Origin of the sequence: Microbacterium sp. cx-59 (assembly GCF_020805625.1) — a bacterium.
GTDB lineage: Bacteria > Actinomycetota > Actinomycetes > Actinomycetales > Microbacteriaceae > Microbacterium.
Window position 1 is genome coordinate 83,505 of record NZ_JAJHGO010000009.1, and the last position, 26,985, is coordinate 110,489.

The window sequence follows — 26,985 nt, forward strand, 5'->3', positions numbered from 1 at the left end:
TGACCGTCAGAGCGCTGTCACCCGAACCATACCGACCGTGTTCCTCAGCGTCGCGCGTCGAAGAATGCGCGGAGCAACGCGGATGCCTCGGTCTCGCGCACTCCGGCGACGACCTCGACCCGGTGCGGCAACCGGCGGTCGCGGACCAGGTCGTAGACCGATCCGGCCGCACCCGCCTTCTCGTCCCAGGCGCCGAAAACGAGGCGGGGCACGCGGGACTGCAGGATCGCCCCGGCGCACATGACGCAGGGCTCGAGGGTCACGACGAGCGTGCACCCCTCGAGGTTCCACTCGCCCCGCGCGGCCGCCGCGCGGCGAAGCGCCACCACCTCGGCGTGAGCGGTCGGGTCCCCGGTCTCCTCACGCTCGTTGCGGCCCTCACCGAGAATGCGGCCATCCGCATCCATCACGACCGCGCCGACCGGCACGTCTCCCGCGTCACCGGCCTCCGCCGCGAGGACCAGCGCCCGCACCATCGCCGCATCATCGCGGATAGTCACGGGCAGGCTCATCACTCCAGGCTAGCCGGGTGCTCTAGCCTGGAGACATGCGCCTGCACGTCGCGGACCATCCGCTCATCACCCACAAGCTCACGGTCCTTCGCGACAAGACGACGCCCTCACCGGTGTTCCGTCAGCTCACCGAAGAACTCGTCACGCTGCTCGCCTACGAGGCCACGCGGAACGTGCGGGTCGAGCCGGCCGAGATCCAGACCCCTGTGACGACCACGACCGGGGTGAAGATCAGCGAGCCCCGCCCGCTCGTCGTGCCGATTCTGCGCGCGGGCCTCGGCATGCTCGACGGCATGGTGAAGCTCCTCCCCACCGCCGAGGTCGGATTCCTCGGAATGGTGCGGAACGAAGAGACCCTCGAGCCCACCACGTACGCGGAGCGCCTGCCCGACGACCTGAGCGACCGTCAGTGCTTCGTGCTCGACCCGATGCTCGCGACCGGCGGCTCGCTCGGCGCGGCGATCGACTTCCTGTTCCGTCGCGGTGCGCAGGACGTCACCGCCATCTGCCTGCTCGGTGCACCCGAGGGCGTCGCCGCGATCGAGAAGCAGGTCGGTGACCGGGACGTCACCCTCGTCCTCGGCGCACTCGATGAGCGTCTCAACGAGAAGGGCTACATCGTGCCCGGTCTCGGCGATGCCGGCGACCGCCTGTACGGCACCGTCTGACCGCGGCGTCCCGCGCTCTGAGCGGGCGTCCGCTCAGAGCCACTTCTTCGTCTTGAAGATCGCGAAGAGTCCGCCGGCGAACGCCAGCATCATCGCCACCGCGACCGGGTAGCCCCATGCCCAGTGGAGCTCGGGCATGTTGTCGAAGTTCATGCCGTAGATCGAGGCGATGAGCCCCGGCGCGAAGATGATCGCCGCCCACGACGAGATCTTCTTGATCTCATCGTTTTGAGCGAGGCTCGCCTCCGTCTGCCGGCGCGCCACCAGCGCCGAGTGCACCGTCAACGCCTTGTCGAGGACGGCACGGAATCCCTCGATCCGGTCGTTGATCCGGATCGAGTGGTCGAGCACGTCGCGCAGGCTGCGCTGCACTTCGAGGTTGACGTCGTACTTCTCGTAACCGCGCTGCAGCCACTCCAGCATCCCGGTCAGCGGCGCGACCGCACGGCCGAAGTCGATGACCTCACCGAACAGTTCGTAGATGCGTCGCGAGAGGGCGTCGTCGTCGCTGTGGCCGAAGAGCTGATCCTCGATCTCGTCGATGTCGTTCTCGATGCCCGCAACGACCGGCTCATACTCGTCGACCACCCGGTCGAAGATCGCGTACAGCACGGCCTCGGGGCCGAGCGCGAGCAGCTCGGGCTGGGACTCGAGCCGGTGCCGCACCGCGGCCAGGTCGGGCGACTCCGCGTGGCGGATGGAGATCACGAACTCCGGCCCGACGAACAGGTGCAGCTCACCGAACTCGACCTCTTCGCGCGCGTCGTCGTAGCGGGCGGGGCGCAGCACCACGAACAGGATGTCGCCGTAGCGCTCGACCTTCGAGCGCTGGTGCCCGCTGAGTGCATCCTCGACGGCGAGCGGATGCAGATCGAACTCGAGCGCGACGGCCTCGAGCTCTTCGCGACTCGGCCGGTACATCCCGATCCAGGCGAGACCGCCGTACTCGGCACGCAACTCGAACGTCTCGTCGAGGTTCTGCGGGGTGGCGACACGTCGGCCGTCGACGTAGATGGCGTTGTCGATGAGCATGGGATTCTCCTTCACAGCCGACGGGCGATGATAGCCCACGCTCGCCGACCATTCGTGAACGTGCCGCCGCTCAGACTCCCTCGCCCACCAGCCGGGCGAACGCGCTCAGTCGGGTGACGCCGTCGGGAGTGCGCGGCAGATCATCGAGGAGCCCGGGCGAGTAGACGACGTAGGCGGCGAACTGCGCACGGGACACGGCGACGTTCAACCGGTTCTGCAGCAGCAGGAACTCGAGTCCGCGCGGCGCATCACGACCGGATGACGCGGCGAGCGTCACGATCGCGACGACCGCCTCCTGGCCTTGGAAACGGTCGACGGTACCCACGCGGACACCCGGGATCCCGGCCGCCTCGAGCGCGGCTTCGACCTCGCCCTGCTGCGCGTTATAGGGGGTCACCACGATGATGTCGTCGGCCGTGACCGGGCGCGAGGGAAGTTCCGTCACCACCCCGTCGATCTCGTCGGACGGCGTCCACGTGCGGCCGAGCGTCGCGCGCACGAGCCGCACGACCTCCGCCGCCTCCTCGGGAGACGCAACCGCATTCCCGCGGTGCCGCACGGGAACCGCGTGCACGCCGGGCACTACGCCCTCGAGGTTGCGGAGCGCGGTGGGCGGCGCCGAGGCGAGTTCTCCCGCGTACGACAGCAGCGACACCGGGCGGGCGACCTCCGGATGCATCCGCCACGACCGCGACAGGAATGTGCCGTACTCCCGCGGCAGCACCGCGGCGCCGCGCATCACCCAGCCGAGCGCGGAGGTGTCGACGGGTTCCGGGTGCGTTCCCTGGCTCACCTGCGGAAGCTGCTGCGGGTCGCCGAGGAGGAGCAGCCGCGTCGCAGCGACCGAGACCGCGATCGTGGAGGCGAGCGAGAACTGCCCGGCCTCGTCGATCACGAGGAGATCGAGACTCCCGCGCGGGACGCGGTTCGAGTGACTGAAGTCCCACGCCGTCCCGCCGATGACGAAGCCGCCGGGACGACCCTCCGTGAAGGCCGCGACACCGTTCTTCTCGATCGCGGTGAACGAGACCGTGGCCGCCGCATCCGGATCCTTCAGCGCCTTTCCGACGAGATGCTTCGGCACCCCGGCCGCGACCACGCGGTCGAGCATGTGCTCGATGACGGCGTGCGATTGCGCCACGACACCGACGCGATAGCCGTGCTCGTGCACGAGCCGGGCGATGACGTGGGAGCCGACGTAGGTCTTGCCGGTGCCGGGCGGGCCCTGCACCGCGAGGTAACTGCGTTCCAGTGCCCGGATGCTGCGCGTGATTGCGGTGATGTCATCGAGGGCGCCGCCCGCCGCATCGAGGCGGTGGCTTCCGGTGCGAGGGGGCAGCCGTCGGAGGATGTCGGTCGCGGGGTCTTCGGGGAACGTCGGCGCCGCATCGATCACGCGGTCGGCCCACGCGTCGATCGCGGTCTGCTGGTTGCCTGCGGACGGCGGGGCCGACGGCGTGAGCGCGAACGGCAGTTCCGCCCAGGTCTCGCCGTCGCTCGCCAGCTCTTCGACGATCGCGCCGTCCTCGAGCACCTCCACGACCCGCACCGTGCGAGCCACGTGGATCCACCGCGGCGACGGCACGGTGGGGAAGGGCGCGGGGAGCGGGTAGAGCACGAACGGCTGCCCGCCCGCCGACAGGCGGGTTCCGGGCGCGAGATCGCCGCGCAACTCGAGCCGGCGGCGGAGCGAACGGGCGCGCCCCTCGCCGGTGTGCCAATCCTCGAGGAGGTGCGAACGCTCGGCATCGACCACGACGACGTCGCGGGTGTCTTCCCAGAGCGACACGGGCTCGCGGAGGCGGAGGAAGTGCGACGCCCAGAAGGTCTTCGCCTCCCGCGGGTAGTAGTCGATCGCGGCCGCGGCCAGCCGCAGCGCCACGACGTCGTCATCGGTCGTCGGATCGGCGCCGGCGGCCGTCACGACCTCGGCGGCGGCGTCCGCGGCTCGGCCGAGGGCGACGGCGCGGGGCGACGCCTCGTACACGAACTCGCCGACCGACGGATCGCCGGACGGCATCAGCCCCGCGTCGCGCGCACGGTCGACCAACCAGTCGCGCAGCCGCAGGGTCGAGACGCAGTCGTCGCGGTTGTACTCGGCGAGGTCCGCGAAGATCGCGGCGGCCGCGTCGCGGTCACCGGCATCGCGCAGCACGCGCGCTTCGACATACCGCACGATCGAGTCGTCGCCGCGCTGCACCTCACTCGTGCGGAGCGCGTCACCCATGTAGAGCGGCTCGAGCTTCTTGATCGAATACGACCGCGAGCCCACCCGCAGCGCGCGACGCACCACGGGGTAGAGATCGACGAAGAGACCGTCGCGCAGCATCCGGTCGATCTCCGCCTCACGGGTGCCGTACTTCGCGGCCATCGCCAGCAGATGCGTGGGCTCGTACGGCGCGTAATGGTAGATGTGCATTCCCGGATGCTGCCGCCGCCGCAGCTCGATCACGTCGACGAACGTCTCGAAGGCCGTGCGCTCCTCGGCGAAGGAGTGCGCCCAGAGGGCGGTGTACTGCTCGCGGGTGTCGATCCACCCGAACAGGTAATCGATCCCCCACTCCCCGCTCGCACCCTCGGTGTACAGCGGATCACCCTCGAAGTCGAAGAAGAGGTCGCCCGGGTCTCGGCGCGGGAGCGCGCCGAGCGCCTGCGGCAGCACGACTTCGTAGCGCGGCACGGCGGGGCGGGCTTCCGGCGGCGCCACCTCGCCGGACGGGACTCCGGCCGGGCTGTCGAGCTGGAGGCGCGCCTGGGTCTGCAGCGAGGCGAAGACATCGGCGCTCATCCGTGCGGGCGCCGCGTCGTCGCCTGCCGCGGCGAGCGCGTCGATCGTCGTGATCCCGGCGCGACGGAGCCGCTCCCGCTGCACCGGGCGCATGCCCGCCACCAGCAGCAGATCGCGCGCGGCGACGACCTCCTGCTCGCACGTCGCGCATCGTCCGCACGCCACGATCTGCAGATCGCCGCGGTCATCGCCCCACGCGAGCGGGTTTCCCGCCGCACCGGCCGCGAGGTCGCGGTCGGCCACGAGCGCGGCGAGTCGTCGCCGACGCAGCGCGTACACCGGCGCGAGGTCGGTGACGCGGTGCACGCTCACGGAGCCGTCACCCAGAAGCAACTCCACCCGGTCCGACCGGGGAACACCCAATCGGTCGAGCTGCTCGGCGTATGCCGCGAGCTGCATGAGCGCGGTGACCCGCGCGTGCCGGGCGAGCTTCGTGTCTTGCACGATCCACGAACCGTCGTGACTTCGAACGAGGAAGTCGGCGAATCCGACGAAATCGTCGGTGCGGAACGCCGCCTGGTAGATGACCCGGACAGACGGATCGGTCAGTGCGGCGATCGTCGCCGCCACCGCAGCGGTCATGCCCTCGGCGTCTCCGGAGCGCGTCTCCGCGATCTCGGCGACCGCGTCGCCCTGCTCCGCCCGGTACCGTGCGAGCGCGTCTTCTTCGTGCCGGGTGCCGAGCCGGGCGGCCCGCTCGAGCATGAGATCTTCGGGGTCGGGAACGGCGGCGATCCGGCCGAGGCGCGCGTCGATCTGGCGCGACCACGCGAACTCGCATTCCGCCGCGGCCTTCAGATCGCTCGCACTCCACACGATCCTGCCGGGCTCGCCCTCCTGGGGCTCGATGTACCGCATCCGTTCCCTTCCGCGTTCGACCCTAACCGCGCCTTCCGACACGACCTGCACGACGCCGCCCGGCCTGCGAGACTGGGCACATGCGCCGCGACCTGCCCTTCGAGAGCTCCTACCGGCACGGCTTCGCGCGGATCGCCGCCTGCACGGTGCCGGTCGCGATCGCCGATCCCGCCGCGAACGCCCGCGCGGTGCTCGAGCAGGTGCGCGCGTGCGACGCCGAGGGCGTCGCGGTGGCCCTGTTCCCGGAGCTCGCCCTGAGCGGGTACGCGATCGACGACCTGGTCCTGCAGGACCCCGTGCTCGACGCGGTCGTGGATGCCGTGGAAGAACTCGTGGCCGCATCCGTCGACCTCCTGCCGGTGATCGTCGTCGGCGCGCCGCTTCGCCACGGCAACCGTCTGTTCAACTGCGCGGTCGTGATCCATCGCGGAGAGCTGCTCGGCGTCGTGCCGAAGTCGGCGCTGCCCACTTACCGCGAGTTCTACGAGCGCCGCTGGTACGCCCCCGGCGACGACCAGCGCGGGCAGGACATCCGCGTCGGCTCCCTGTACGCCCCCTTCGGACCCGACCTGCTCTTCGACGCCCTCGATGTCGAAGGACTCGTCGTGCACGCGGAGATCTGCGAAGACATGTGGGTGCCCGTGCCGCCCTCGGCAGAAGCGGCGCTCGCGGGCGCGACCGTGCTGCTGAACCTCAGCGGCAGCCCCATCACCATCGGCCGCGCCGACGACCGCAAGCTGCTCGCGCAGTCGCAGTCGCTCCGTTGCCTGGCGGCCTACGCGTACGCCGCCGCGGGGGTCGGCGAATCCACGAACGACGTGTCGTGGGACGGCCAGACCATGATCTACGAGGGCGGCACCCTGCTCGCCGAGACGGAGCGTTTCCCCGGCGCCGCCCGGCGGAGCGTCGCCGATGTCGACCTCGACCGGCTGCGGCAGGATCGCCTCCGGGAGGGCACGTTCGACGACAACCGCCGGTCGCTCCAGAGCCGCGTCGACGGTTTTCGCACGGTGCACTTCCGGCTCGATCCGCCGGCGCGCGACATCGGTCTGCGGCGTACGCTCGACCGCTTCCCGTTCGTTCCGGATGACGCGGCACGGCTCGCGCAGGACTGCTACGAAGCCTTCAACATCCAGGTGTCCGGACTCGAGCAGCGCCTGCGCGCGATCGGCGGCCCGAAGCCCGTCATCGGCGTGTCCGGCGGCCTCGACTCCACGCACGCACTGCTCGTCGTCGCCCGCGCGATGGACCGCGCCGGGCGGCCGCGCAGCGACATCCTGGCGTACACGATGCCCGGATTCGCCACGAGCGAGCACACCAAATCGAACGCGCTGGAGCTCGCCGCGGCGATCGGTGCGACGGTCGAGACGATCGACATCCGCCCGGCGGCCACCGAGATCCTCACCGGCATCGGACACCCGGCCGCGACCGGCGAGAAGCTGTACGACGTCACCTTCGAGAACGTGCAGGCCGGCGTCCGCACCGACTTCCTGTTCCGCCTCGCGAACCGCCACGGCGGCATCGTGATCGGCACATCCGATCTCTCCGAGCTCGCCCTCGGCTGGGCGACGTACGGCGTCGGCGATCAGATGAGCCACTACGCCGTGAACTCGGGCGTGCCGAAGACGCTCATGCAGCACCTCATCCGATGGGTCATCGCTGCGCGCGAGGGGGTCGATGACCGCACCGTGGCCGTGCTGCAGGCGGTGCTCGATACCGAGATCAGCCCCGAGCTCGTGCCCGCCGGCGAAGACGGCAAGGTGCAGTCCACCGAGGACTCGATCGGACCGTACGCCCTCCACGACTTCGCGCTGTACCACGTGCTGCGGTTCGGCATGCGGCCTTCCCGCATCGCGTTCCTCGCCGAGCGGGCGTGGGCGGATGCGGATGCGGGCGCCTGGCCGCCGGGATTCCCGGCGGAGGATCGCTACGCCTACGACCTCGCCACGATCTCGCGGTGGCTGCACGTGTTCCTGCGGCGCTACTTCGGGTTCGCGCAGTTCAAGCGCAGCGCGATCCCGAATGGTCCGAAGGTCTCGCCGGCGGGCTCGCTGTCACCGCGCGGCGACTGGCGCGCGCCCAGTGACGGCAACGCGCGGGTGTGGCTCGCCGAACTCGACGCCGCGCTCCCCGACTACGCGGAGTGACCCGCCCTCATCCGAGCGCCCGCGAACGGCCGAGCCGCACGTTCCGGCACCCCGCACAGGAACTCTTCGTTCCTGTGCGAGGTGCCGTTCGTTCCGACGTCAGGTGGCGACCGACCTGAGCAGGCCGGTGCGGTCGTGGCATCCGACGTAGATGAAGCGCTGCTCGTGCTCCGTGGGCACGGTGACCTCGTGGTAGAGCGTGAGTTGCGCGGCCGACCCAAACGCAGAGAGGTACCGCATCGCTGCTCCGAAGATTCTCACGTGCGTCTCGTGGGAAGCCGACCAATCTTCGAGGGCGCTCAAATCACGCCACCAGCTCATGCCGAAGGTGCGTTCGGTCGGCTGGTCGTCCTCATCGAGGACGACCATGTATCGGTTCTCGTAGCATCCGACCGTTTCGCCGTGGTCGCGCAGGTAGTCCATTCCGGCGCGCAGCGGAGGTTCGACGGTACCGAGATAGATCTCGCGCTGTTCGCCCGTGGTCTCGCCGTAGTCCTGACCTGACCGAATCAGGCAGGCGTTGCGATGCAGACGAACGGTCCGGGTGAGCCCCGAGATCTCGGCGACCGTCTCGCCGCCGGGGTACAGCGGGTCGGCCTGCGCGGCAGGGAGACGGTCACGCATCGACCCCCAGTACCCGTGTTCCTCGATCATCCCGCTCATCGTCGTTCCCAGGTGCGAGACGCCCTCCGGCGGCTCCGGCGACGAGAAGATCGTCTCGAACCTGTCGGCAGTGGGAGTGACGAGTTCGAGGAACCGGCCGACACCGGGAACGACGTCAGCTTCATCGAGCCAGGAGGCAAGATTCGCGCGCTCCCAACGAGCGAACGCTCGCAGGTCGTCCCAGTAGGCGATGTCGATGACCGTGTCGTAGCCGCGCGCATCCACGTAGCCGGCACGATCGACATGGCCGGGCCCGTCCGCCGTCGCACACAGAGTGCGCAGATGCGCACGCGCCACGGCCGCATCCGGATCATCCGCTTCGCGCGCCTGGACGCCGAAGTAGGCCATCACGACCGCGCCCATATCCTGCGCGAATCGTGCACTGAACGAGGGATACGGCGGTTTATACGTACCGACCGGATGCTTCGGTGTCCGATCCGGGTGCCGAAGATGGGAGGGGATAGAAGATTCCATGGTCATGCTCTGCGCGATCCTTCTTCGCCGCTCTCCGACTAGACCAACGCCTCGACGTCGGCGCCGTCGATGATGTCATCTGCCCGCTGCGGAAGGGTGGTCACCACTTTCTGCAACCGGCCCGCGTTCTCGAACCGCAGCGTGAACACGTCCGGCCGCGAGTAGTGGCCGACCGGATCGGCCGCATTCTTGGCCGCGAGGATCGCGGAGAAATCGATGTCGGCGAACAAGAGCCCCTCCTCGGTAGGCGCCATCGGCTCGGCGAGCGAGCCGCCGTCCGGACCGAAGATGCGCGCGTGTCCGCCACCGAGGGCGAGGAACTGCTTCTTCAGGTCGGTGTCTGTGTAGACGGCCTGTGCCGCTTCACCGATCACGCCGCACGGCGCGAGAACGAACGTCTGCCCTTCAGCGGCGTACTGGCGCGAAGCGCCGACGTTCACCTCGGGACCGAGCGCGGTCGCCACGCCTTCGAAGATCGAGAAGCTCGGCCACGCTGCGATGTGCAGCTGCTCGTCCTGCGAGAACATGGCGTACTTCGTCAACGGCTGCAGGTGCTCCCAGCAGTTGAGAGATCCAACCCGCCCGACCGCAGTATCGGTCACCGCCACGTCGGACCCGTCGCCGTCACCGAAAAGCGTGCGCTCGACATGGGTCGGCTTGAGCTTGCGGCGGGTGGCGACCGTCTTGCCCTCCGCGTCGATGAACGCCTGCCCCATGTAGAGCGATGCTCCGAACCGCTCGCTGTATCCGAAAGCGATGGCGATACCGATGTCGGCTGCGGCCTTCTCGATACGCTTCCATTGCGCCCCACCCACCTCGAGCGAGTTCGAGGCGTAGGGAACGAGGAACTGCGACTGCCACGGCACCGAGTCCAGCCACAAGAACCACGGGTATCCCGGCAGCCACACTTCGGGGAAGGCCACCACTTCGGCGCCGCCCGCCTTCGCTTCCTGCGACAAAGCGATGAGCTTGTCGATGCCGCCGTCGAGATCGTTCCAGACCGACTCCGCCTGCACGGCCGCAGCACGGAACTTCTTCGTGTAATCCACCATGGTGTCCTCCTCCGCGAGGTGATCGGGAGAGCTCGCGGTGTCATCACGGTAGAAAGAGTTACGAGCCGGGATCCGACGTTTCGCGTACGCAATCCGGCAGTGCGCGCACACGTTCACCGGAATCCGGCATTCTGCGCACGCAGCTCTGCGGCGGGCATCGGTTCGAAACAACACGAAGCCGTGGTCGAAACAATCTGCGTGTGACACTTGCTCCATGCCGCCCGCCCGCGTCACCTCACCGTCGCAATGGGCCGCGGTGTGCAGCGACGCGTTCGTCCCCCTCGCCGTGCGCTCGACGACGCCGAGCTTCAGCGCAACGCTCGTTCAACGCCGTTTGAGCGACACCGTGGCCCTGACCCGCGTCGCGAGTGGCCCGTCCCAAGTTGTCCGCGACCGCGAGATCATCGCTGCCAGTCCGCGCGAGAACGTGCTCATCTCTCTCCACCGCAGTGGCACCGGCAACGTCACGCAAAGTGGACGCTCGGTAGCCCTCGCGCCCGGCACGGCGACCATGTACGACACGTCGTCCCCGTACGTGCTGGACTTCCCCGGCAGGATGAGCGAGATCGTGCTGCAACTGCCCCGCGACACCGTCTCGAAGACGGGCAACGCGTTCTCAGACCTGACTGCTCGACCGCTGCCCGCGGGCGCGGGGCTGCGCATGCTCCACGCCCTCGCCGCAGCCTCGTCCTCTTCGTACGAGCAACCGCTCGACCTGGAACTCGACGCGCTCACCGAGGCCCTTACGAGCCTTGCGGCGACGGCGATCTCGGGCATCCGCGCGGCACCTGTCGAGACGTCCGTCCTGTTGCTCAGCATGCGCACCTACATCGGCGACCATTTCGCCGATGTCAGGCTGACGCCCGAAGTCGTCGCATCAGCACACCATGTCTCGCTCCGCTTCGCCCAGAAGCTGTTCGAGCACGGCGGCGACTCCCTCGCCGCATGCATACGCCGGACTCGCCTCGAGGAAGCCCGTAAGCTCCTCGAAGCGGGCGCCCGCGTCTACACCGCTGCCCATCGGAGCGGATATGACGATCTCGACTCATTCAGCCGAGCGTTCAAGAGACACTACGGAGTGACGCCGTCGTCATCGCGTCCTGCATCTGCCTGAAGCGGGCGTTTTCTTCGGCGACCGCTGCGTTGACCGGTTCGAGATGGACGTCGTCATGCGTGGTCTAGTCGATCGGCGCGACACTGTGGGCCATCGTGATCACGAAGGCGTTCCGCGACAGGTCGACGACCTCGTAGCGCGTCGGCCGGTCGTTGATCCAGCCGCGCGTGCCGTTCCGGTCGAGCACGACCCAGTCGGCGCGCACGCGCGCGCCGCGGCCGTCGGCGGCGAGGATCGCCTGCACCCGCGTCCAGTGCGTGAGGAAATCGAGTTCGGTCGACCCGTCCCACAGCTTGCTGTGCGAGCGGATGACGGCGCGCGTCTGCGCATCCGGATGGAGGTCGCGGAGGTCGACGCCGACCAGCAGCTCCGGCTCGTGCACCCAGACGACGGTCGCCGCCCGATACTCGGCGACGCCGATCACCACGGGAAGCTCGGTGCCGTCCACCGACGCGATCAGACGCGTGTGGTGCCCGAACGTCGTCGGCGACTCGCGCTCTATCCGAACGGCGGTCGTTTCGATACCGAGCCGCGCGCCGATGATCTGACGCGCCAGAATGCGCTTGCGATCGTGCGGCGTCACCGCGGGGTCCCACCCGAGCCGTGCGTTGATTCCTGGGGGGGCGTCCAAAACGACCGAATCCATCAGGACCTCCTCAATCCGGGTACGCAAACCTGACGCCAGCCTAGGCCGCGGCGCTCACGCTCGTCGCGACCGGGTGCCGTGAGAAACGCCGGGGGAATGCCGATGGCGTCCGCGGCCTTGTCATCGACGTACGGCGCCGCGATGCCCGCTGATCGCGCCTCGCGACGCACCGACCTCGGAAGGACATCATGACCCGCATCGGACGCAGTGACCTCGACATCTTCCCGCTCTCGCTCGGCGGCAACGTGTTCGGCTGGACGGCCGACCGCGATGCCACCTTCGAGATCCTCGACGCGTTCCACGCCGGGGGCGGCGACTTCATCGACACCGCCGACTCGTACAGCGCCTGGGTTCCGGGTCACACCGGCGGAGAGAGCGAGAAGCTCATCGGCGAGTGGCTCGCGTCTCGCACACCGCAGAACGTCGTAGTCGCCACGAAGGTGAGCCAGCATCCGGACTTCCGCGGCCTCTCCGCCGCGAACGTCCGTGCCGCCGCGGAAGCATCGCTCACCCGCCTCGGCGTCGACACAATCGACCTGTACTACGCGCACTTCGACGACCCCGAGACACCCCTCGAAGAGACGGTTGCCGCATTCGGCGACCTCGTCACCGACGGGCTCGTCCGGTACGTCGCCGTGTCGAACTTCAGCGCCGACCGCATCCGTTCCTGGATCGAACTCGCGAAGGCCGGCGGCAGCGCCCTTCCGGTCGCGGTGCAGCCGCACTACAACCTGGTGCACCGGAACGAGGTCGAGGAATCGATCGTCCCGGTCGCGGAGGAGTTCGACCTGTCGCTCGTTCCCTACTATGGCCTCGCCTCGGGATTCCTGACCGGCAAGTACCGGTCGGCGGAGGCAGCGCAGGCGCCGTCCACCCCGCGTGCCGAGGGCGCCGCGAAGTATGCGACGCCGCAGGGCCTGCGGATCATCGACACCCTCGAAGAGATCGGTGCGGCACACGACGCATCCATCGCCGCGACCGCTCTCGCCTGGCTGCGCGCGCAGCCGACCGTCGCGGCCCCGATCGCGAGCGCATCGCGCGTCTCGCAGGTCGACGATCTGCTCACCAGCGCACGCATCGACCTGACCGCCGACGAACTCGCGGCGCTCGACGCCGTGTCCACCTGGTCGCCCGCGTCCTGATCGTCCGCGGGGGGTCGCGCTTCTCCGCGACCCCCCGCGCCTCGGCTACTGTCGAGGAGTGAGCTTTCTCGGAAACAACTCCGGCGTCGGAGCCGGCGACCCCGGCAACGACCCCAAGAAGCCCTCGCCGGCACGCATCGGCGTGTGGCTGGTCGTGGGCGCCGTGGGCGTCTACATGGTCGCGTCCGGAGTGATCGGAATCATCTCCGGCGGCTGAGAGCCGAGTCTCCCGCGGGTTACTTCTTGCGGGCGATGACGACGACGAGTCCGACCAGCGCGAGCACAGCGGCTCCCGCGACGGCGATCGTGCGCAGCGGGTCGGAGCGGTACGCGCTGTGCGCGGTGCTGATGGCGCGACTCGCGGTCTCCTGCGCGGCCTCCGCTGCCTGGCGTCCGGCGTCGGCGGTCTGTGCCAGCACGTCCTTGGCGGTGTCGGCGATCTCTTCGACGCGGCTGTGGGCGGCGTCCGCATCCGCGTCGACCTTCCCGGACAGCTTGTCGATCGTCTCGTGGGCGGCCTGCTTCGCCTTCTCCACGCCGTCGGATGCGGCGTCCTCGGCGGTGTCGATCCCGTCATCCGCCTTCTCCGCGGCGGCCTTAACCCCGGCACTCGCGCGGGTCGCCGCGGCGTCGCCGCCGTGCTGAGCCGCGTCGGACAGGTCGTCTGCGGCGGCCTCGACGTGGGTCTGCACATCGGCGGCCGTGTCGGCCGCGGCCTTCTTCGCCTTCTCGACGGTTTCGCTGACGGTGTTGTCGTTCTCGCTCATGGTGGTCCCTCCCACGGGTTCCGGATGCGGATGCGGTGCCGACGGCCCTCGCGCCGAGCGCGCCAGCCGTTCGCGATACCAGCACAGCACACGCACCCCGCCGTCCGTCGTCCCCTTGCGCTTCCCCCGCGCACTGTGCTGCGCCCCCGCATCCGCCTCCCGCACCCGCACCCGCACCCGCACCCGCACCCGCGAGACTGCAGTTCGGTCACGAGAATGCGGCCGCGAACCAACGTCTCGTGGCGCAACCGCAGTCTCGCGGTCAGAAGGACGGTCGAAGGGACGGTCGAAGGGGCGCTCGGAGGACGAACCGGGGTCGGGCACGTAGAGTGTCGGTGATCGTCGTCCCCCACGAGCAAGGCCCCGCATGACCGGACTCGCCCATCTCCGTCGCGTGTTCGCACCGACCCTCGTCGCCGCAGTGCTGCTGCTCGCCGGGTGCACTGCCACCGCGGCCTCTCCGGATCCGGATGCCGCCCCCTCCGGCAGCGCTACTCCGTCCGCATCCGCGACGCCCGACAACGCCTGCGCTCCCGGCGCTCGCCTCGTCGGCGACACCCCGAAGAAGCTGCAGGCGGCGCTCGATGCTGCCGAGCCCGGCGACGTGCTCCAGCTCGCCGACGTCACCTACACCGGGTCGTTCACCATCCGCACCTCGGGCACGGAGGCCGCGCCGATCATCCTGTGCGGCACGTCCGGGTCGGCGTTGGAGGGCAAGGGCGCGACCTCGGCGGGCATCGTCCTCCGCCTCACCGGGGCGTCGTACTGGACACTCGAGAACTTCGCCGTGCGGAGCGCGCACGCGGGCATCGTGCTGGATGACGCATCCTCCAACCAGCTCCGGAAGCTCTCGGTCTCCGACATCGGCGGGCAGGGCATTCGCCTCCGAAGCACCAGCGCGCACAACATGATCGTGGACTCCACGATCCGCGACACCGGCATCACCGACCGCGACATGGGCGAGGGCATCGCCGTCGGTTCGCGGGAGTCGTCGTGGTGCCAGTACTCGGAGTGCGAGCCCGACCGGAGCGACGCCACGATCATCGTCAGCACGACGGTCGACCACACCGCCGGGGAGGCGATCAGCGCCGAAGAGGGCACGTCCTCGGGCGTCATCCGCGACAACTGGCTCTCCCGTGGCGACGGCACGAGTTCCGATTCCGTCGTCGATCTGAAGGGGAACGGCTGGATCTTCGCGCAGAACGAAGTCGGCGATGCCGCCGGCCCCGGCGTGCAGGTGCACAGCTTCATGCCCGAGTGGGGCCTGAACAACCGCATCGTCACGAACAAGTTCGGCGGCTCGGCCGACGAGCTCGCGATTCAGGTGATCGGCGTCGCCGCTCTCACGGCCACCGAGGTCGGCTGCAACAACGCGATGACGTGGGGCCCGCCGGCCCGCACGAACATCGAGTGCACCTGAGCCGGAGAGCTCAGGAAGGTCGGCCGGGACGCCCGCGGCGTTCGTTGCGGGCCTTGGCCTCGTCGCGTTCGGCCTCTTCGGCCTTCCGCCGTTCGCGGCGGAACACCTGCGACGGTCGATAGCTCGGGATGGGGATGGGTTTACTCACGGGAAGATCCGGATTCGGGTTGGAGTTCGTCATAGTGGGCGACTACCGAATCTGTGCACGAAGTCCTCGGTGAGGGCGTCTTCGAAGTCATCGGCATCATCCCGGAGGTCGTCGGCGACCAGGTCATGCATGGGGTTCCTCCGCTCGAACGTCAGCGCTGGTGCCGCTGGTTCGTCGCTCGGCGACGTTGCCGGAAGCGAGATGTCGATCCCGCCGTGATGCTGTCGGCAAAGGTTCGAGCGCGAACCCGTGCGGCTGACTTCAGGCTAGGCGCGGCTCGGATCGGTGCCGGGGTCTTGCCAAACGGGCCGGACAGGCGTACGCCGCGCCCAGATGGCCGCGAGCAGCATCCCCACGCACGTTCCGGTCGTGTTGGCCAGGACGTCGTAGATGCTCGCCGTCCGCTGGGACAGCAGCTCCCCCTGGATCGCCTCGATCGCGACGGTGGTGACGATGCCGATCGGCAGCACGAGATGGCGGGATCGATCGAGCAGGATGCTGAGCAGCCACCCGAACGGAACGAAGAACACGATGTTCGCACCGAACTCGATCCGCCGGTACGTGGCCCACGGGAGAATCTGCTCGACCCGGTGCAGGAACCCGGTCGCCCCGGAGTCGACCGGTACCGGCCAGAACGCGACGAGCGCCGCCGCGACCAGGTACGCGATGAGCAGCACCGCGGCACGGACGCGTGCGCGCCGCTCGGCCGTGGTTCGCTGCTGCATCCTGACACCGTATCCGGGCCAGTTTTCGATCCCGTGACAACCGCGCGGCAATCCGCCGTGCGGCGCGCGCGGGGGCCGGGTCAACGGCGGGCGGTCACCGCATCCGCCATCGCGTGCACCGCCTGGTCGAGGATCGGCCGCGGCATCGCGAGCACCATCCGCACATAACCCTCGTAGCCGCGGCCGCAGAGGGCGCCGTCGGTGAGCACTACCCCGGCCCGCTCGCGGAAGAAGGCGGCGGGCGAATCGTCGAGGCCGAGCGCCGAGACGTCGACCCAGGCGAGATACGTCGCCTCGGGCGGTGCGTAGCGCGCGCCGGGAAGTGCGTCGGCGAGCAGACGGGTGAGCGCCTGCCGATTGCCGTCCAGGTACGCGTTGGTCTCCGCGAGCCAGCGTCGGCCGTCGTGATAGGCCGCGGTCGACGCGACGACGCCGAGCGTCGCGGCGCCGTGCACGACGGCGAACCCGAAGCGGCGGTAGCGCTCCGCATCCGCGGCGTTCGAGGTGATGAGCTGCGCCGCTTTCATGCCCGGGATGTTCCACGCCTTCGAGGCGCTCGTTCCCGTGATCGTGTGCCCGGCAGCCGCCTCGGAGATCGATGCGTACGGCACGTGCACGGCGCCCCCGTACCGGATGGGGGCGTGGATCTCGTCGGCGAACACGCGACCGCCGTGCCGCTCGACGATCTCGGAGATCGCGAGCAGTTCGGCCCGCTCGAGCACCGTGCCGGTGGGGTTGTGCGGGTTGCAGAGCACCAGGGTGCGCGCACCCGCCGTGAAGGCCGCGTCGATGGCGTCGAGATCGTGCTGCCAGCGCCCGGCGTTCACGAGGCCCGGCACCTCCACCACGGGGTGCCCGATGCTCGGCAGATAGGTGAGGAAGGGCATGTACGCGGGCGTCGGCACGATCACCGCGGAACCTGCCGGCGAATAGTGCTCGACCGCGGCGCCGAGCGCGGCCATCACGTCTGCGACCGGGTGCACCCATTCGGGATCGACCGCCCAGCCCTGATCGTGCGCGAGCCACTCCGAGGTCGCCTGTCCGAGCCGCGCCGCGACGGTGGGCGACAGGTAGCCGAGGTTCTCCTCGTCGATCGCGCGGTGGAGCGCGGCGGTCACCTCGGGCGCGGTGCCGAAGTCCATCTCGGCGACCCACGCGCCGATCGTTCCCGGATACAAGCTCCACTTGCGGCTTTCCGGTCGATCCAGCATCCGCCGGGTGCGCTCGTCGAAAGGATGGACCATGGGCGCGAGCCTACCGATTGCGGTGCCCGGCGCCCCCGTGATGCAGTATTCTTGTCGACAGCAAGGGGAGTACTCCCGTCTGCGGTCGGCCCGTCAATACGGATGCATCGTTGCATCCCGGGTCGCCGGTTCCGGTCACGGAGCGGAGGAGACCTTGGCGTCATTGTCCGCGCCACCCCTTTTGGAGTACGTCCATGCAGGTCACCCCGCTCATCTGGCTCATCACGATTGCCGTGACGATCGCCTTCTTCGTCTACGAATTCTTCGCGCATGTGCGAAAGCCCCACGCACCCACGATCGGCGAATCCGCTCGCTGGTCGGCGTTCTACATCGGTCTCGCGCTGCTGTTCGGTGTCGGAATCGGCATGGTCTCCGGCTGGCAGTTCGGCGGCGAATACTTCGCCGGGTATCTGACCGAGAAGGCGTTGTCGGTCGACAACCTGTTCGTCTTCCTCATCGTGATGACCGGGTTCGCCGTCCCGAAGGAGTACCAGCAGAAGGTCCTGATGATCGGGATCGTCATCGCTCTGATCATGCGCGGTGGCTTCATCGCGGTCGGGGCGGCGCTGATCGAGAACTTCTCCTGGATCTTCTACATCTTCGGTGCGCTGCTGCTGTTCCTCGCCTACCGACAGGCCTTCTCCCACGGCGAGAGCGACCCCGCCAACGGTCGATTCATGAAGTTCGTCCGCCGTCACCTCCCCATCACCGACGAGTACCACAGCGACAAGCTCACCGTGAAGATCGACGGCAAGCGCTTCTTCACGCCGATGATGCTCACGATCGTCGCGATCGGCTTCATCGACCTGGTCTTCGCCGTCGACTCGATCCCGGCCATCTACGGCCTCACCAATGAGGCCTACATCGTGTTCACGGCGAACGCCTTCGCCCTGATGGGTCTGCGTCAGCTGTTCTTCCTCATCGGCGGTCTGCTGGAGCGCCTGGTGTACCTGGCTCAGGGCCTCGCGGTCATCCTCGCCTTCATCGGCGTGAAGCTCGTCTTCCACGCCCTCCACGTCAACGAGCTCCCGTTCATCAACGGCGGCGAGCCGCTGCTGTGGGTGCCGGAGATCCCGACGTGGCTCTCGCTGGTGTTCATCGCCGCGACGATCGCCGTCGCGACGGTTGCGAGCCTGATGAAGACGCGCGGCGACAAGTCCAAGAGCGACCGCGACCGCGTGCAGGGCGAGGAGATCACCTCCAGCGACGAGACGGCCCGCTGATGGGCAAGCTGTCCAAGATCATCGGGATGGCGAAGAAGGCCCTCGACGAGAACGGATCCGGCTCCGGATCCGGCTCCCGGACGGGATCCTCCGGCGGCGGGACCGACTGGACGTCGATGGTGCGGGGTGCGGCCAGCGCTCTCACCGGAGACAACCGGTCGTCGACCCCGAGCACACCGCCGTCGACAGCTCGTTACGTTCCCGGCGAGTCCGCGTACGGGCAGAACCGCTCGTCCGCTCCGGCCACGACTCCCCCGTCGGGCCCCGCGGATGCGGCCGATCGCGCCGCCATCGCACGGTACGACTACCTGCTGCAGACGGCCGACCCGCACCAGATCGAGCAGGTGCACCGCGAGGCGTTCGCGCGGCTCTCTCCGGAGCAGCGTGCACACATCGCGGCGCGGATGCAGTCCGAACTTCCCCCGCACGAGCACCCGCGCTCGGCCGAGGCTCCGGACCTGGCCCGCGCCGCCGCGCGGACGGAGGCGAGCCGACCCGGCGTGCTGCGGGGTCTCCTCGCTCGCGCCGGCGGCGGACGCGGACGCTCGCGAATGGGCGGCGCCGGCCTGGCGCTCGGCGGCGCCGGCCTCGCAGCCGGTGGCGTGCTGGGCGCGGTGGCCGGCGGTGCGGTGATCAGCTCCGTGGCCGGGCCGCTGCTCGAACAGGCCGCCGGATTCGGCGTCGACTTCGATGCGCTGGCCGCCGGAATCGACCTCGACGCCCTGGGCGGGCTGGACGAGTTCGCGGCGGGTGCCGGGGATCTGGCCTCGGGCGTCGGGGATCAGGTATCGGGCGTGGGCGAGCAGATCACCGACTTCGGATCGGGCGTCGAGATCCCGGGGCTCGGCGACCTCTTCGGACGCTGACGCGGAGCCCTCAGGGGCAGAGCTCGAGGACGTGCGCGGCGTCACCGGCGGGGGCGAGCCCGCGGTCGCGCAGCACCATGGAGGCGGGCGAGTCCTCGTCGGCGCACATCTCAGCGAACGGGCGCGGCAGCGCATCCGTGTACTCGATGTCGACGACGTGCGGGCCGTACACCGCCGTGTACGCCCCGCACTCGCGGTAGACCGCGCACTCCTCGACCACGGCGAAGTCGAAGCCGGCGTCGCTCCGGAGGCGTGCGGCGTCTTCGGCCGCGTTCTTCTGCCCGGCGGCCAGGCCGTGCGCATGGGCTGAGGTCACCAGCAGTTCGGCGAGCGCGAGGTTGTCGGCCAGCTCGAGCGCACCGTCCGAGCGCGTGTACGAGTCGAGGTTGTCGAACTCCACGGCTTGGAATCCGGCTTCTGCGCACCCGGAGATCCACTCACCGATCCGCTCGGCGATGGCCGCGCGGTTCGCGGCACTCCCGGTGTCGAGCAGCGACTCGTCGGGCCAATCGGGGTCGATGACGTCGTCGCCGACCGCATCCGTCAGCACGAGGTCGTCCGGCCAGTCCGCACGCTCACCCGGTTGCGTCTGGAATCCGTTGAGGTAGCAGATCGAGTAGCGGCCCTCGGCCGGTTCTGCCGCCCGGTCCCGACCGACGATCTCGACGCGCGGATCGGGGTCGTACGCGCCCCCGAGCTGGTAATCCAGCGGCGCCCCGGCAGGCGGGAGGGCGACGGATGCGGCGTGCCCGCCCGCATCCGATGTGCAGCCGGCGAGGCCCCCGACCGCCAGCGTCACCGCGAAGGCGGCCAGAAGCCGGGTCGAGAGGGAGCTCACTCCCCCATCCTGCCCGGCCGCACCCCGGTCAGCCGACGAGCGCCTCGACCCGGGCGAGCAGTTCGCGGGGCGAGAACGGTTTGGTCATGTAGTCGTCCACCCCCGCGGTGTACGCCCGCTCGATGTCCGCGGCTTGGGCACGCGCGGTGAGCATGATGATCTTCACGCCGTCGAACGCGATCTCCGCGCGCAGGTCCTCGCAGACTTCGACCCCGTTCCGGCGCGGCATCATCCAATCCAGGATGACGACGTCTGGCCGGATCTCGTGCGCGGCAGCGAGTCCCTCGATGCCGTCACCGGCGACCGTCACGGTGTGCCCGGAGGCGGAAAGCCGATGCTCGATGAGGCCCGCGACGTCGCTGTCGTCTTCGACGACCAGGATGACGGCCACGGCAGCTCCTCTGCGTCGGTCCGCACAGCGCCGTGGGTGCATCACGCACGGTACGTTCACTTTATGGAGCCGGCGACCTCGCTGACAAGCCTCGGGGGTGGGGAGTACCGCTCGTGGGTGCCGTCGTGGTGGGTGTGGCTGCTCGCCGCAGTCACGATCGGTGCGCTCGGAGTGTGGGGAGTCACGTCGTCAGGCGAGGGGTCGATCGTCGCCGCCTGGTGGCCCGCGGCGGGAGTCTCGGTCGCTTTCGTGCTCGCGAACCCGCCCCGAAGGCGGCTGGGCGCGATCGCGCTCGTCCTGGTCGTCACGGCGGCCGCGAACCTCATCGGCGGACGCGAGCCGGGCGTCGCCGTCGGGTTCGCGATCGCCAACGCCGCCGAGGCGGCGGTGGTCGTCGCCATCCTGGCGGGCAGGCGACGACGATTCGCCCTGTCGACCGTGATCGATGGCCTGCGCTTCGTGCTGGCCGTCGCCGCCGGAGCCCTCGTCATCGGCGCCCTCGCAGGGGCCGTCGTGGCCGTGCGAGCGAGCGGCGATTTCGGGTCGACGTTCGCGACCGCCGCCTCGTCGCACGCTGCCGCCGTGCTGCTGATCGCGCCGTTCGCCGTGCTGCCCGAGCAGATCCTCGAGCGGTTCTCCTGGGTAGAAGTCGCGCTGCAGACCGTCCTCGTCGGAGCGACCGTCTATCTCGTGTTCCGCACCGGCGCGCAGCTGCCGCTCGCGTTCATCCCGCTCACCTTCGTCGCGTGGGCCGCCTTCCGCTTCCCGATGGTCATGGCGCTGGCCCAGTCCCTGCTGATCGGCGTCGCCGTTCTGTTGCTCTCCCTCGCTGGCGGCGGCCCTTTCGGCATCCTCCCGACGGTCGGCATCCCCTCCGCCGCGCTCATCGACGTCTTCCTCGTCGCCCTGGCCGTCATGACCGTGCTGCTCGTCACCGCGAGAAACCAGTTGCGGGTGGCGACGCGCGCAGCCGCGCAGACGATGCAGCTCGTGACCGGTGGCTTTGTCGGGTCGGAGGTCGGCCTCCTCATCGCCGGCGGAATCCGCGGGGCGTCGCGGGTCGTGTGGGCCAACGGCGCCGGTCAGAACGCCGTCGCGGCCGAGGTCGACGACGACGGCCGCTGGTCGGGCCCCCTCGAGGCGGGCGCCCGCACCGCGCTCGATACCGGTGCCGAGTCCGTGTACGAACGCGATGGGTACACCGTGCGGATCGTCGCGAACCCGCTCCCCGAGCTGTCAACGCGATTCGCCGTTCAGATCATCGACGTCTCCAGCACGGTCCGGATGACGCAGGTTCGGGTCGAGGCGGAACTCGAGCGCGACGCCGCCCGCACAGCCCGAATGGACCTGGAGCGGCAGCGGGAAGACTTCGTCGCCACGACGAGCCACGAGTTGCGCACCCCCATCACCAGCATCCTCGGCTACTCCGAGTTCCTCGCCGAGTCGGACGACCTGACTGCCACCGAGCGGGAGTGGGTCGGGGTGATCATGCGCAACGGCGCACGGCTCTCCGCGCTCGTCGAAGACCTGCTGACGCTCGGCCGCGCGAGCGCCGCCCCGGTCAACCCGGCTGCCGTTCGCACCCTCGACAGTCACGATCTGATCCACGACGTCGTCATGACGCAGCAACCGATCGCCGATGCGAAGTCCCTCACCATCCGCGTGCAGACCCAGGATGACGACACGGTGCGTGTGTACCCGCCGGATGCGGTGCAGTCGCTCGGCAATCTGGTCTCGAACGCGCTGAAGTTCACCCCGAACGGCGGCTCGATCCGCATCCGCACAACGCAGGACGGAGACGACACGGTCATCTCGGTCGCGGACTCGGGACCGGGAATGCCCGCTGACGCCCGCGCGCATGCGTTCGACCGCTTCTACCGTGCGCCCGCCGCGGAGCGGGAGAACACTCCGGGAGCGGGGCTCGGACTCTCGATCGCCCGCGAGCTCGCCGAGCGCAACGGCGGCACGATCGAGCTGTCGGCCGGCGAGAACAGCGGGCTCGTCGCGTCGTTGCGCCTGCCGCGCGGGTAACCCGAAGACCGCGTCAGAGAGCGACCGTCGCGGCCAGCACGACCGAATCGCCGCGCTGCGACACCTCGCCGCCGACGTGCCGGACGCCCCGCCCCAGCGGCCCGATTCCGGGGGCGAGCACCCCGCGAGAGACGACCTCGACCTGCAGGACGGGCCGGTCATCGACGGTGCCCGCGCGCACCGACAGCGCCGCGTGACGCGCCCCCGCGTGCTTGACCGCATTGACGAAGCCCTCGCTCGCCACCGCCGCCACCCGCTGGGAAACGCCGCGGTTCGTCGATAACGCCTCCACCGCTTCCGGGTCGAGCTCCGCGCGGATCTCGAGCACGTGCGACCACGCGGCGATCATGTCGCCGATCTCGTCGACACCGGGCTGGCTGTCGACCGCGGGCGCGAGCACCGCATCCAGTGCGGCCTCGATCCGGATGCGGAAGTCCGCGGCCTCGGCAGGTGTGGCCGCGGCATCTTCGAGCGCGGCCGCGAAGACGACGCAGCGCCCCTGCACGGACCCGTGCAGTTCGCCTGCCGCGGTTCGCAGCATCTCCCGCGTGCGCGTGGTGCGCGCCGTGAGCGAGACCGCCTCATCGGCGAGCGCCCGGGTGAGCAGGCGCGACCGCACCCGTGAGCGGTGCACGGCGTCCGTGCAGAGCGCGGCGACCACCGCGACCCCGGGAAACGCGATCAGCGGAACGAGGGCGGTGACGCCGGCTGCGGGCAGCAGCCACAGTCCGGCCGCGGTGATCGCGACGCCGACGACGAGCCATGCCGCCAGCAGCACCGCGCCTCGCGTCTGCGCGGACCGACGCACGGGGCGCCGGCTGACGACGTCCGCGACCCGGCCGAGTGCGATCGCCAGCACCGCCGCGATCAGGATCAGGTACCAGGGCGCGACCTGGAGCATGTAGGGCAGGCTGCACATCAGGTAGGCGATCGGCACGGACAGGGTCGGCGGCGGGCGCAGGCGCGTGAGGAACGGTCGGTGCGCCCGAGGCGCGGCGGGGGCCGGTGCGGTGTCGACCCGCAGCTCGGCCAGCTCGATCCCGGCGCGATCCTCCAGGTCGTGGCTCGCCGCCCGAACCACCTCCGAGAAGCGCCGGACGTCGTCGAAGCCGGGAGCATCGGCCGTGAGCGCTGCGAGCTCGAGACGGATCAGACCGATGCGATCAGCCAACGCCACCCGGGACTCGCGGGCGAAGGCGTCGGCGCGGCGGTCGGCGACGGCGAGCGCCGCCAACGCACGCCGCAGCCGCTGGTTCACGGCTTCGGTCGTGGAGTATCCGACCGTGGCGACCGCGACCAGCGACAGCAGCAGCATCCAGACGAGCAGGTTCGTCGCGATCCGCTGCGGCCAGCCGCCCACGGTCGGATCAGGCAAGAGCAGCAGCGCGAGCGCATCGTTGAGCAGCGGACGGATGCCGCTGACCACGACGATCGCGCTCAGCACCAGCAGCCCCCGGGCGAGCGGTGTCCGCATCCGCCGTTCCTCGTACGCGATCGGCAGCATGCCGAGCACCAGCAGCGACCACGACAGCACCGAGATACCCAGGGCCGGCACGTACTCGCGCGCCAGGTCGATCCCCGAGTACGCGCCCAGGATCGTGACGCTGACGACGAGCGACACCGCCGCCGACCACCACGTGAAGAATCGTCCGCTGCTGAGGGTCGCCCACCACACGTCGACGGCCGAGCGGAGGATCTGGCCCGGGCGCCGTCCGCGCGGAGCGAACCTGCCCGTCGATCGACTCACGCGATCGCGGGCGCGGCGATGACCACCCGCGCAACTGACATTGGTGCTCCCTGAGCCGCGTTCGGGCGCGGCCTCAGGGGGATTCTAACGGCAGGTGCCGGATGCCCGCGAGATACGACTCAGAGTGCCCCGAGCGCGGCGTCCAGATCGGCGATCAGATCGTCGGCATCCTCGATGCCCACCGACAGCCGCACGAGCTCGACGGGAACCGCGAGCTCGGTGCCTCGAACGGAGGCGTGCGTCATCTCGTCGGGGTAGTTCACGAGCGACTCGACGCCGCCCAGGGACTCCGCGAGCGTGAACAGACGCGTGCTCTCGGCGAACGTGCGCGCGGCCGGGCCGTCGGCGAGTTCGAGCGACACGATGCCGCCGAATCCGCTCATCTGACGCGCCGCGATCTCGTGCCCGGGGTGGGACTCGAGTCCCGGGTAGTAGACGCGGGCGACCCGACTGTCGGCCGCGAGGAAACGCGCGACCGCATCCGCGTTCGCGCTGTGCTGTCGCATCCGGATGGCGAGAGTCTTGATGCCGCGTGTCGTCAGCCAGGCATCGAACGGTCCGGAGACGGCGCCGGCCGCGAACTGCAGGAACTTCACCTGCTCGGCGAGGGCGTCATCGTTCGTGACGATCGCACCGCCGACGACGTCGGAGTGACCGCCGAGGTACTTGGTCGTCGAATGGACGACGACATCTGCGCCGAGGGCGAGCGGCTGCTGGAGAGCGGGAGAGGCGAACGTGTTGTCGACGACGACGAGCGCCCCGGCGGCACGGCCGAGCCGGGCGAGCCCGGCGATGTCGCTGATCTTCAGCAGCGGGTTCGAGGGGGTCTCCACCCACAGGATGCGGGCGGGACGCTCGTTCAGCGCGTGCTCGACGGCGGCGAGGTCGCTCATGTCGACGATGCGCAGGCCCACCCCCCACGGGGCGAGGAGGCGGGCGATCAGACGGTAGGTGCCGCCGTAGACGTCGCTGCCGAGCAGCACTTCGTCGCCCGGCTTCAGTACAGCGCGCAGCAGCGCGTCCTCGGCGGCGAGGCCGGAGGAGAACGAGATGCCGTGCGCGGCGCCCTCGATCGCCGCGAGCTGCGTTTCGAGCGCCGTGCGCGTCGGGTTGCCGCTGCGGCCGTACTCGTACCCGCCGCGGAGGCCCCCGATACCGTCTTGGGCGTAGGTCGACGACATGTGGATCGGGGGGATCACCGCGCCCGTGGTCGGGTCGAACTCCTGTCCGGCGTGCACGGCGAGGCTCGCGAATCCGCGTGCGGCGTTCTCGGTCATCGTTCTACTCCTTCGTTCGAGGCGGACTCAGCGTGGTCGGTGGCGGGCGCGGGGGCGTCGACCTCGTAGCCGTGGTCGCGCATCCAGTCGTCATCGAAGATCTTGCGGATGTAGCCGCGACCGGAGTCCGGAAGCACGACCACCACGACCGCCTCGGCCGGCAGGTCACGGGCGGCGCGGAGCGCCGCGACGACCGCCATGCCGCTCGATCCGCCGACCAGGAGCCCCTCTTCCCGGGCGAGCCGCCGGGTCATGGCGAACGCATCCGCATCCGAGATCGACAGGTACTCATCGACGACCGCGGGGTCGAACGTGTCGGGGTAGAAGTCCTCCCCCACCCCCTCGACGTCGTATCCGTGCACCTCGCCACCGGCGTAGATCGAGCCGATCGGGTCGGCGCCGATGACGCGTACCGCACCGTGCGAGACCTCTTTCAGGTACCGCCCGGTGCCGCTGATCGTGCCGCCCGTGCCGATGCCCGCGACGTAGTGCGTGATCTCACCGTCGGTGTCGCGCCAGATCTCGGGGCCCGTGGTCTCGTAGTGGCTGCGCGGGCCGTTCGGGTTCGCGAACTGGTTCGGCTTGAAGGCCCCGGGGATCTCGCGCGCAAGGCGGTCCGAGACCGAGTAGTACGAACGCGGGTCCTCCGGCGGCACGGAGGTCGACGTCTCCACGACCTCGGCTCCGTAGGCCTTCAGCACGGCGACCTTCTCGCCCGCGAACTTGTCGGGCACGACGAACACCATCCGGTATCCGCGCTGCTGCGCGACGAGCGCGAGTCCGACGCCGGTGTTGCCGCTGGTCGGTTCGACGATCGTGCCGCCCGGACGCAGCAGCCCGTCGCGCTCGGCCGCGTCGATGATGCGGCTCGCGATGCGGTCCTTGGCGGAACCGCCGGGGTTGAAGTACTCGACCTTCGCCAGCACGGTCGCGGCGATGTCGCCCGTGACGTGGGTGAGGCGGACGAGGGGGGTATTGCCGACGAGGTCGACGACGCTCTGGGCGTAACGCATGGTGGGTGTCCTGTTTCGGGGGCCGCGGGGCTATCCCATCGCGGCGGCTGTCGGAAGTCGAGAAGAGTGCGCGCGAGAACGCGCGGGATCACTCAGCGACAACAGCGACAGGACAGCACGCCACGACCCTACCACCGAGAACCGACCGCGCGGGCGCCGCCGATCGGCCGCAGATGACCCCGCGTGACGACGCGCAACG

The 26,985-nt window shown here is 69.7% G+C and carries 24 protein-coding genes; 9 read left to right on the forward strand and 15 right to left on the reverse strand.

The features are described from left to right. Positions 1-44 precede the first annotated feature (44 nt). A complete protein-coding gene (gene tadA, locus LMI96_RS12655; protein ID WP_228361733.1) occupies positions 45-512 on the reverse strand; it encodes a tRNA adenosine(34) deaminase TadA in 468 nt (155 codons plus the stop codon). 35 nt (positions 513-547) lie between these two features. Here tadA and upp point away from each other — a divergent pair, with 35 nt between their 5' ends. After that, positions 548-1,180 (forward strand): uracil phosphoribosyltransferase, encoded by a 633-nt coding sequence (gene upp / locus LMI96_RS12660; protein WP_223722652.1) that lies wholly within the window; start codon positions 548-550, stop codon positions 1,178-1,180. 33 nt (positions 1,181-1,213) lie between these two features. On the opposite strand, the gene LMI96_RS12665 is transcribed toward upp, so the two are convergent. Together LMI96_RS12665 and LMI96_RS12670 are read right to left on the reverse strand one after the other, a co-directional pair. Further along, positions 1,214-2,212 carry a magnesium and cobalt transport protein CorA gene (locus LMI96_RS12665; protein WP_223722651.1) on the reverse strand — a complete coding sequence of 333 codons (999 nt, stop codon included), beginning with the start codon at positions 2,210-2,212 and terminating at the stop codon, positions 1,214-1,216. A gap of 70 nt (positions 2,213-2,282) precedes the next feature. Then, entirely contained in the window at positions 2,283-5,858 is a 3,576-nt protein-coding gene (locus tag LMI96_RS12670; protein ID WP_228361734.1) for a bifunctional RecB family nuclease/DEAD/DEAH box helicase, read from the reverse strand. Between the two features lie 80 nt (positions 5,859-5,938). On the opposite strand from LMI96_RS12670, the gene LMI96_RS12675 reads away from it, so the two are divergent. Continuing rightward, a complete protein-coding gene (locus tag LMI96_RS12675) occupies positions 5,939-8,005 on the forward strand; it encodes an NAD(+) synthase (protein WP_228361735.1) in 2,067 nt (688 codons plus the stop codon). Between the two features lie 99 nt (positions 8,006-8,104). Here the strand turns inward: LMI96_RS12675 and LMI96_RS12680 are convergent, their stop codons facing one another. Together LMI96_RS12680 and LMI96_RS12685 are read right to left on the reverse strand one after the other, a co-directional pair. Further along, positions 8,105-9,031: a phenylacetaldoxime dehydratase family protein gene (locus tag LMI96_RS12680; protein ID WP_223722648.1), complete on the reverse strand. Its 927-nt coding sequence runs from the start codon at positions 9,029-9,031 to the stop codon at positions 8,105-8,107. A 149-nt stretch (positions 9,032-9,180) separates the two neighbouring features. Then, entirely contained in the window at positions 9,181-10,194 is a 1,014-nt protein-coding gene (locus tag LMI96_RS12685) for a carbon-nitrogen hydrolase family protein (RefSeq protein WP_223722647.1), read from the reverse strand. A 214-nt stretch (positions 10,195-10,408) separates the two neighbouring features. Here LMI96_RS12685 and LMI96_RS12690 point away from each other — a divergent pair, with 214 nt between their 5' ends. Beyond that, positions 10,409-11,308 carry a helix-turn-helix domain-containing protein gene (locus LMI96_RS12690; protein WP_228361736.1) on the forward strand — a complete coding sequence of 300 codons (900 nt, stop codon included), beginning with the start codon at positions 10,409-10,411 and terminating at the stop codon, positions 11,306-11,308. 64 nt (positions 11,309-11,372) lie between these two features. Here LMI96_RS12690 and LMI96_RS12695 read toward each other — a convergent pair whose 3' ends face one another. Continuing rightward, a complete protein-coding gene (locus LMI96_RS12695; RefSeq protein ID WP_228361737.1) occupies positions 11,373-11,954 on the reverse strand; it encodes a hypothetical protein in 582 nt (193 codons plus the stop codon). Positions 11,955-12,142: 188 nt separating this feature from the next. On the opposite strand from LMI96_RS12695, the gene LMI96_RS12700 reads away from it, so the two are divergent. Beyond that, a complete protein-coding gene (locus tag LMI96_RS12700; protein WP_228361738.1) occupies positions 12,143-13,096 on the forward strand; it encodes an aldo/keto reductase in 954 nt (317 codons plus the stop codon). Positions 13,097-13,154: 58 nt separating this feature from the next. After that, positions 13,155-13,313, forward strand: coding sequence for a hypothetical protein (locus tag LMI96_RS12705; protein ID WP_228361739.1), 159 nt, complete (start codon positions 13,155-13,157; stop codon positions 13,311-13,313). Between the two features lie 19 nt (positions 13,314-13,332). Here the strand turns inward: LMI96_RS12705 and LMI96_RS12710 are convergent, their stop codons facing one another. Continuing rightward, positions 13,333-13,863: a hypothetical protein gene (locus tag LMI96_RS12710; protein WP_223722642.1), complete on the reverse strand. Its 531-nt coding sequence runs from the start codon at positions 13,861-13,863 to the stop codon at positions 13,333-13,335. A 367-nt stretch (positions 13,864-14,230) separates the two neighbouring features. Between LMI96_RS12710 and LMI96_RS12715 the strand changes: the two genes are divergently transcribed. Then, entirely contained in the window at positions 14,231-15,283 is a 1,053-nt protein-coding gene (locus LMI96_RS12715) for a right-handed parallel beta-helix repeat-containing protein (RefSeq protein ID WP_228361740.1), read from the forward strand. Between the two features lie 10 nt (positions 15,284-15,293). On the opposite strand, the gene LMI96_RS12720 is transcribed toward LMI96_RS12715, so the two are convergent. The 3 genes from LMI96_RS12720 to LMI96_RS12730 form a co-directional block, all read right to left on the reverse strand. After that, positions 15,294-15,431 (reverse strand): hypothetical protein, encoded by a 138-nt coding sequence (locus LMI96_RS12720; protein ID WP_223722640.1) that lies wholly within the window; start codon positions 15,429-15,431, stop codon positions 15,294-15,296. 266 nt (positions 15,432-15,697) lie between these two features. Then, on the reverse strand, positions 15,698-16,156 hold the full coding sequence (locus LMI96_RS12725; protein ID WP_223722639.1) for a VanZ family protein: 459 nt from the start codon (positions 16,154-16,156) through the stop codon (positions 15,698-15,700). An 80-nt stretch (positions 16,157-16,236) separates the two neighbouring features. Continuing rightward, complete coding sequence (locus LMI96_RS12730) at positions 16,237-17,400, reverse strand: MalY/PatB family protein (RefSeq protein WP_228361741.1); 1,164 nt, start codon at positions 17,398-17,400, stop codon at positions 16,237-16,239. 194 nt (positions 17,401-17,594) lie between these two features. On the opposite strand from LMI96_RS12730, the gene LMI96_RS12735 reads away from it, so the two are divergent. After that, positions 17,595-18,623 (forward strand): TerC family protein, encoded by a 1,029-nt coding sequence (locus LMI96_RS12735; RefSeq protein WP_223722637.1) that lies wholly within the window; start codon positions 17,595-17,597, stop codon positions 18,621-18,623. Then, positions 18,623-19,489, forward strand: a complete 867-nt coding sequence (locus tag LMI96_RS12740) for a cation-transporting ATPase (RefSeq protein ID WP_228361742.1) — start codon at positions 18,623-18,625, stop codon at positions 19,487-19,489. Before LMI96_RS12735 ends, LMI96_RS12740 begins: the two co-directional genes overlap by 1 nt. A gap of 10 nt (positions 19,490-19,499) precedes the next feature. Here LMI96_RS12740 and LMI96_RS12745 read toward each other — a convergent pair whose 3' ends face one another. Both LMI96_RS12745 and LMI96_RS12750 read right to left on the reverse strand, forming a co-directional pair. Continuing rightward, positions 19,500-20,327, reverse strand: a complete 828-nt coding sequence (locus tag LMI96_RS12745) for an endo alpha-1,4 polygalactosaminidase (protein ID WP_308015770.1) — start codon at positions 20,325-20,327, stop codon at positions 19,500-19,502. A 28-nt stretch (positions 20,328-20,355) separates the two neighbouring features. Continuing rightward, the gene (locus LMI96_RS12750; protein ID WP_223722634.1) at positions 20,356-20,718 is read right to left on the reverse strand and encodes a response regulator transcription factor; all 363 of its coding nucleotides are present in this window, start codon (positions 20,716-20,718) and stop codon (positions 20,356-20,358) included. A 63-nt stretch (positions 20,719-20,781) separates the two neighbouring features. On the opposite strand from LMI96_RS12750, the gene LMI96_RS12755 reads away from it, so the two are divergent. After that, on the forward strand, positions 20,782-22,749 hold the full coding sequence (locus LMI96_RS12755; protein WP_228361743.1) for an ATP-binding protein: 1,968 nt from the start codon (positions 20,782-20,784) through the stop codon (positions 22,747-22,749). A 13-nt stretch (positions 22,750-22,762) separates the two neighbouring features. Here LMI96_RS12755 and LMI96_RS12760 read toward each other — a convergent pair whose 3' ends face one another. The 3 genes from LMI96_RS12760 to LMI96_RS12770 all read right to left on the reverse strand — a co-directional run bounded on the left by LMI96_RS12760 (position 22,763) and on the right by LMI96_RS12770 (position 26,786). After that, positions 22,763-24,496, reverse strand: a complete 1,734-nt coding sequence (locus LMI96_RS12760) for a hypothetical protein (RefSeq protein WP_228361744.1) — start codon at positions 24,494-24,496, stop codon at positions 22,763-22,765. Between the two features lie 119 nt (positions 24,497-24,615). Then, positions 24,616-25,773 (reverse strand): cystathionine gamma-synthase, encoded by a 1,158-nt coding sequence (locus LMI96_RS12765; protein ID WP_223722631.1) that lies wholly within the window; start codon positions 25,771-25,773, stop codon positions 24,616-24,618. Beyond that, positions 25,770-26,786 carry a pyridoxal-phosphate dependent enzyme gene (locus LMI96_RS12770; protein ID WP_228361745.1) on the reverse strand — a complete coding sequence of 339 codons (1,017 nt, stop codon included), beginning with the start codon at positions 26,784-26,786 and terminating at the stop codon, positions 25,770-25,772. The genes LMI96_RS12765 and LMI96_RS12770 overlap by 4 nt, the downstream gene beginning before the upstream one ends. Positions 26,787-26,985 lie beyond the last annotated feature (199 nt).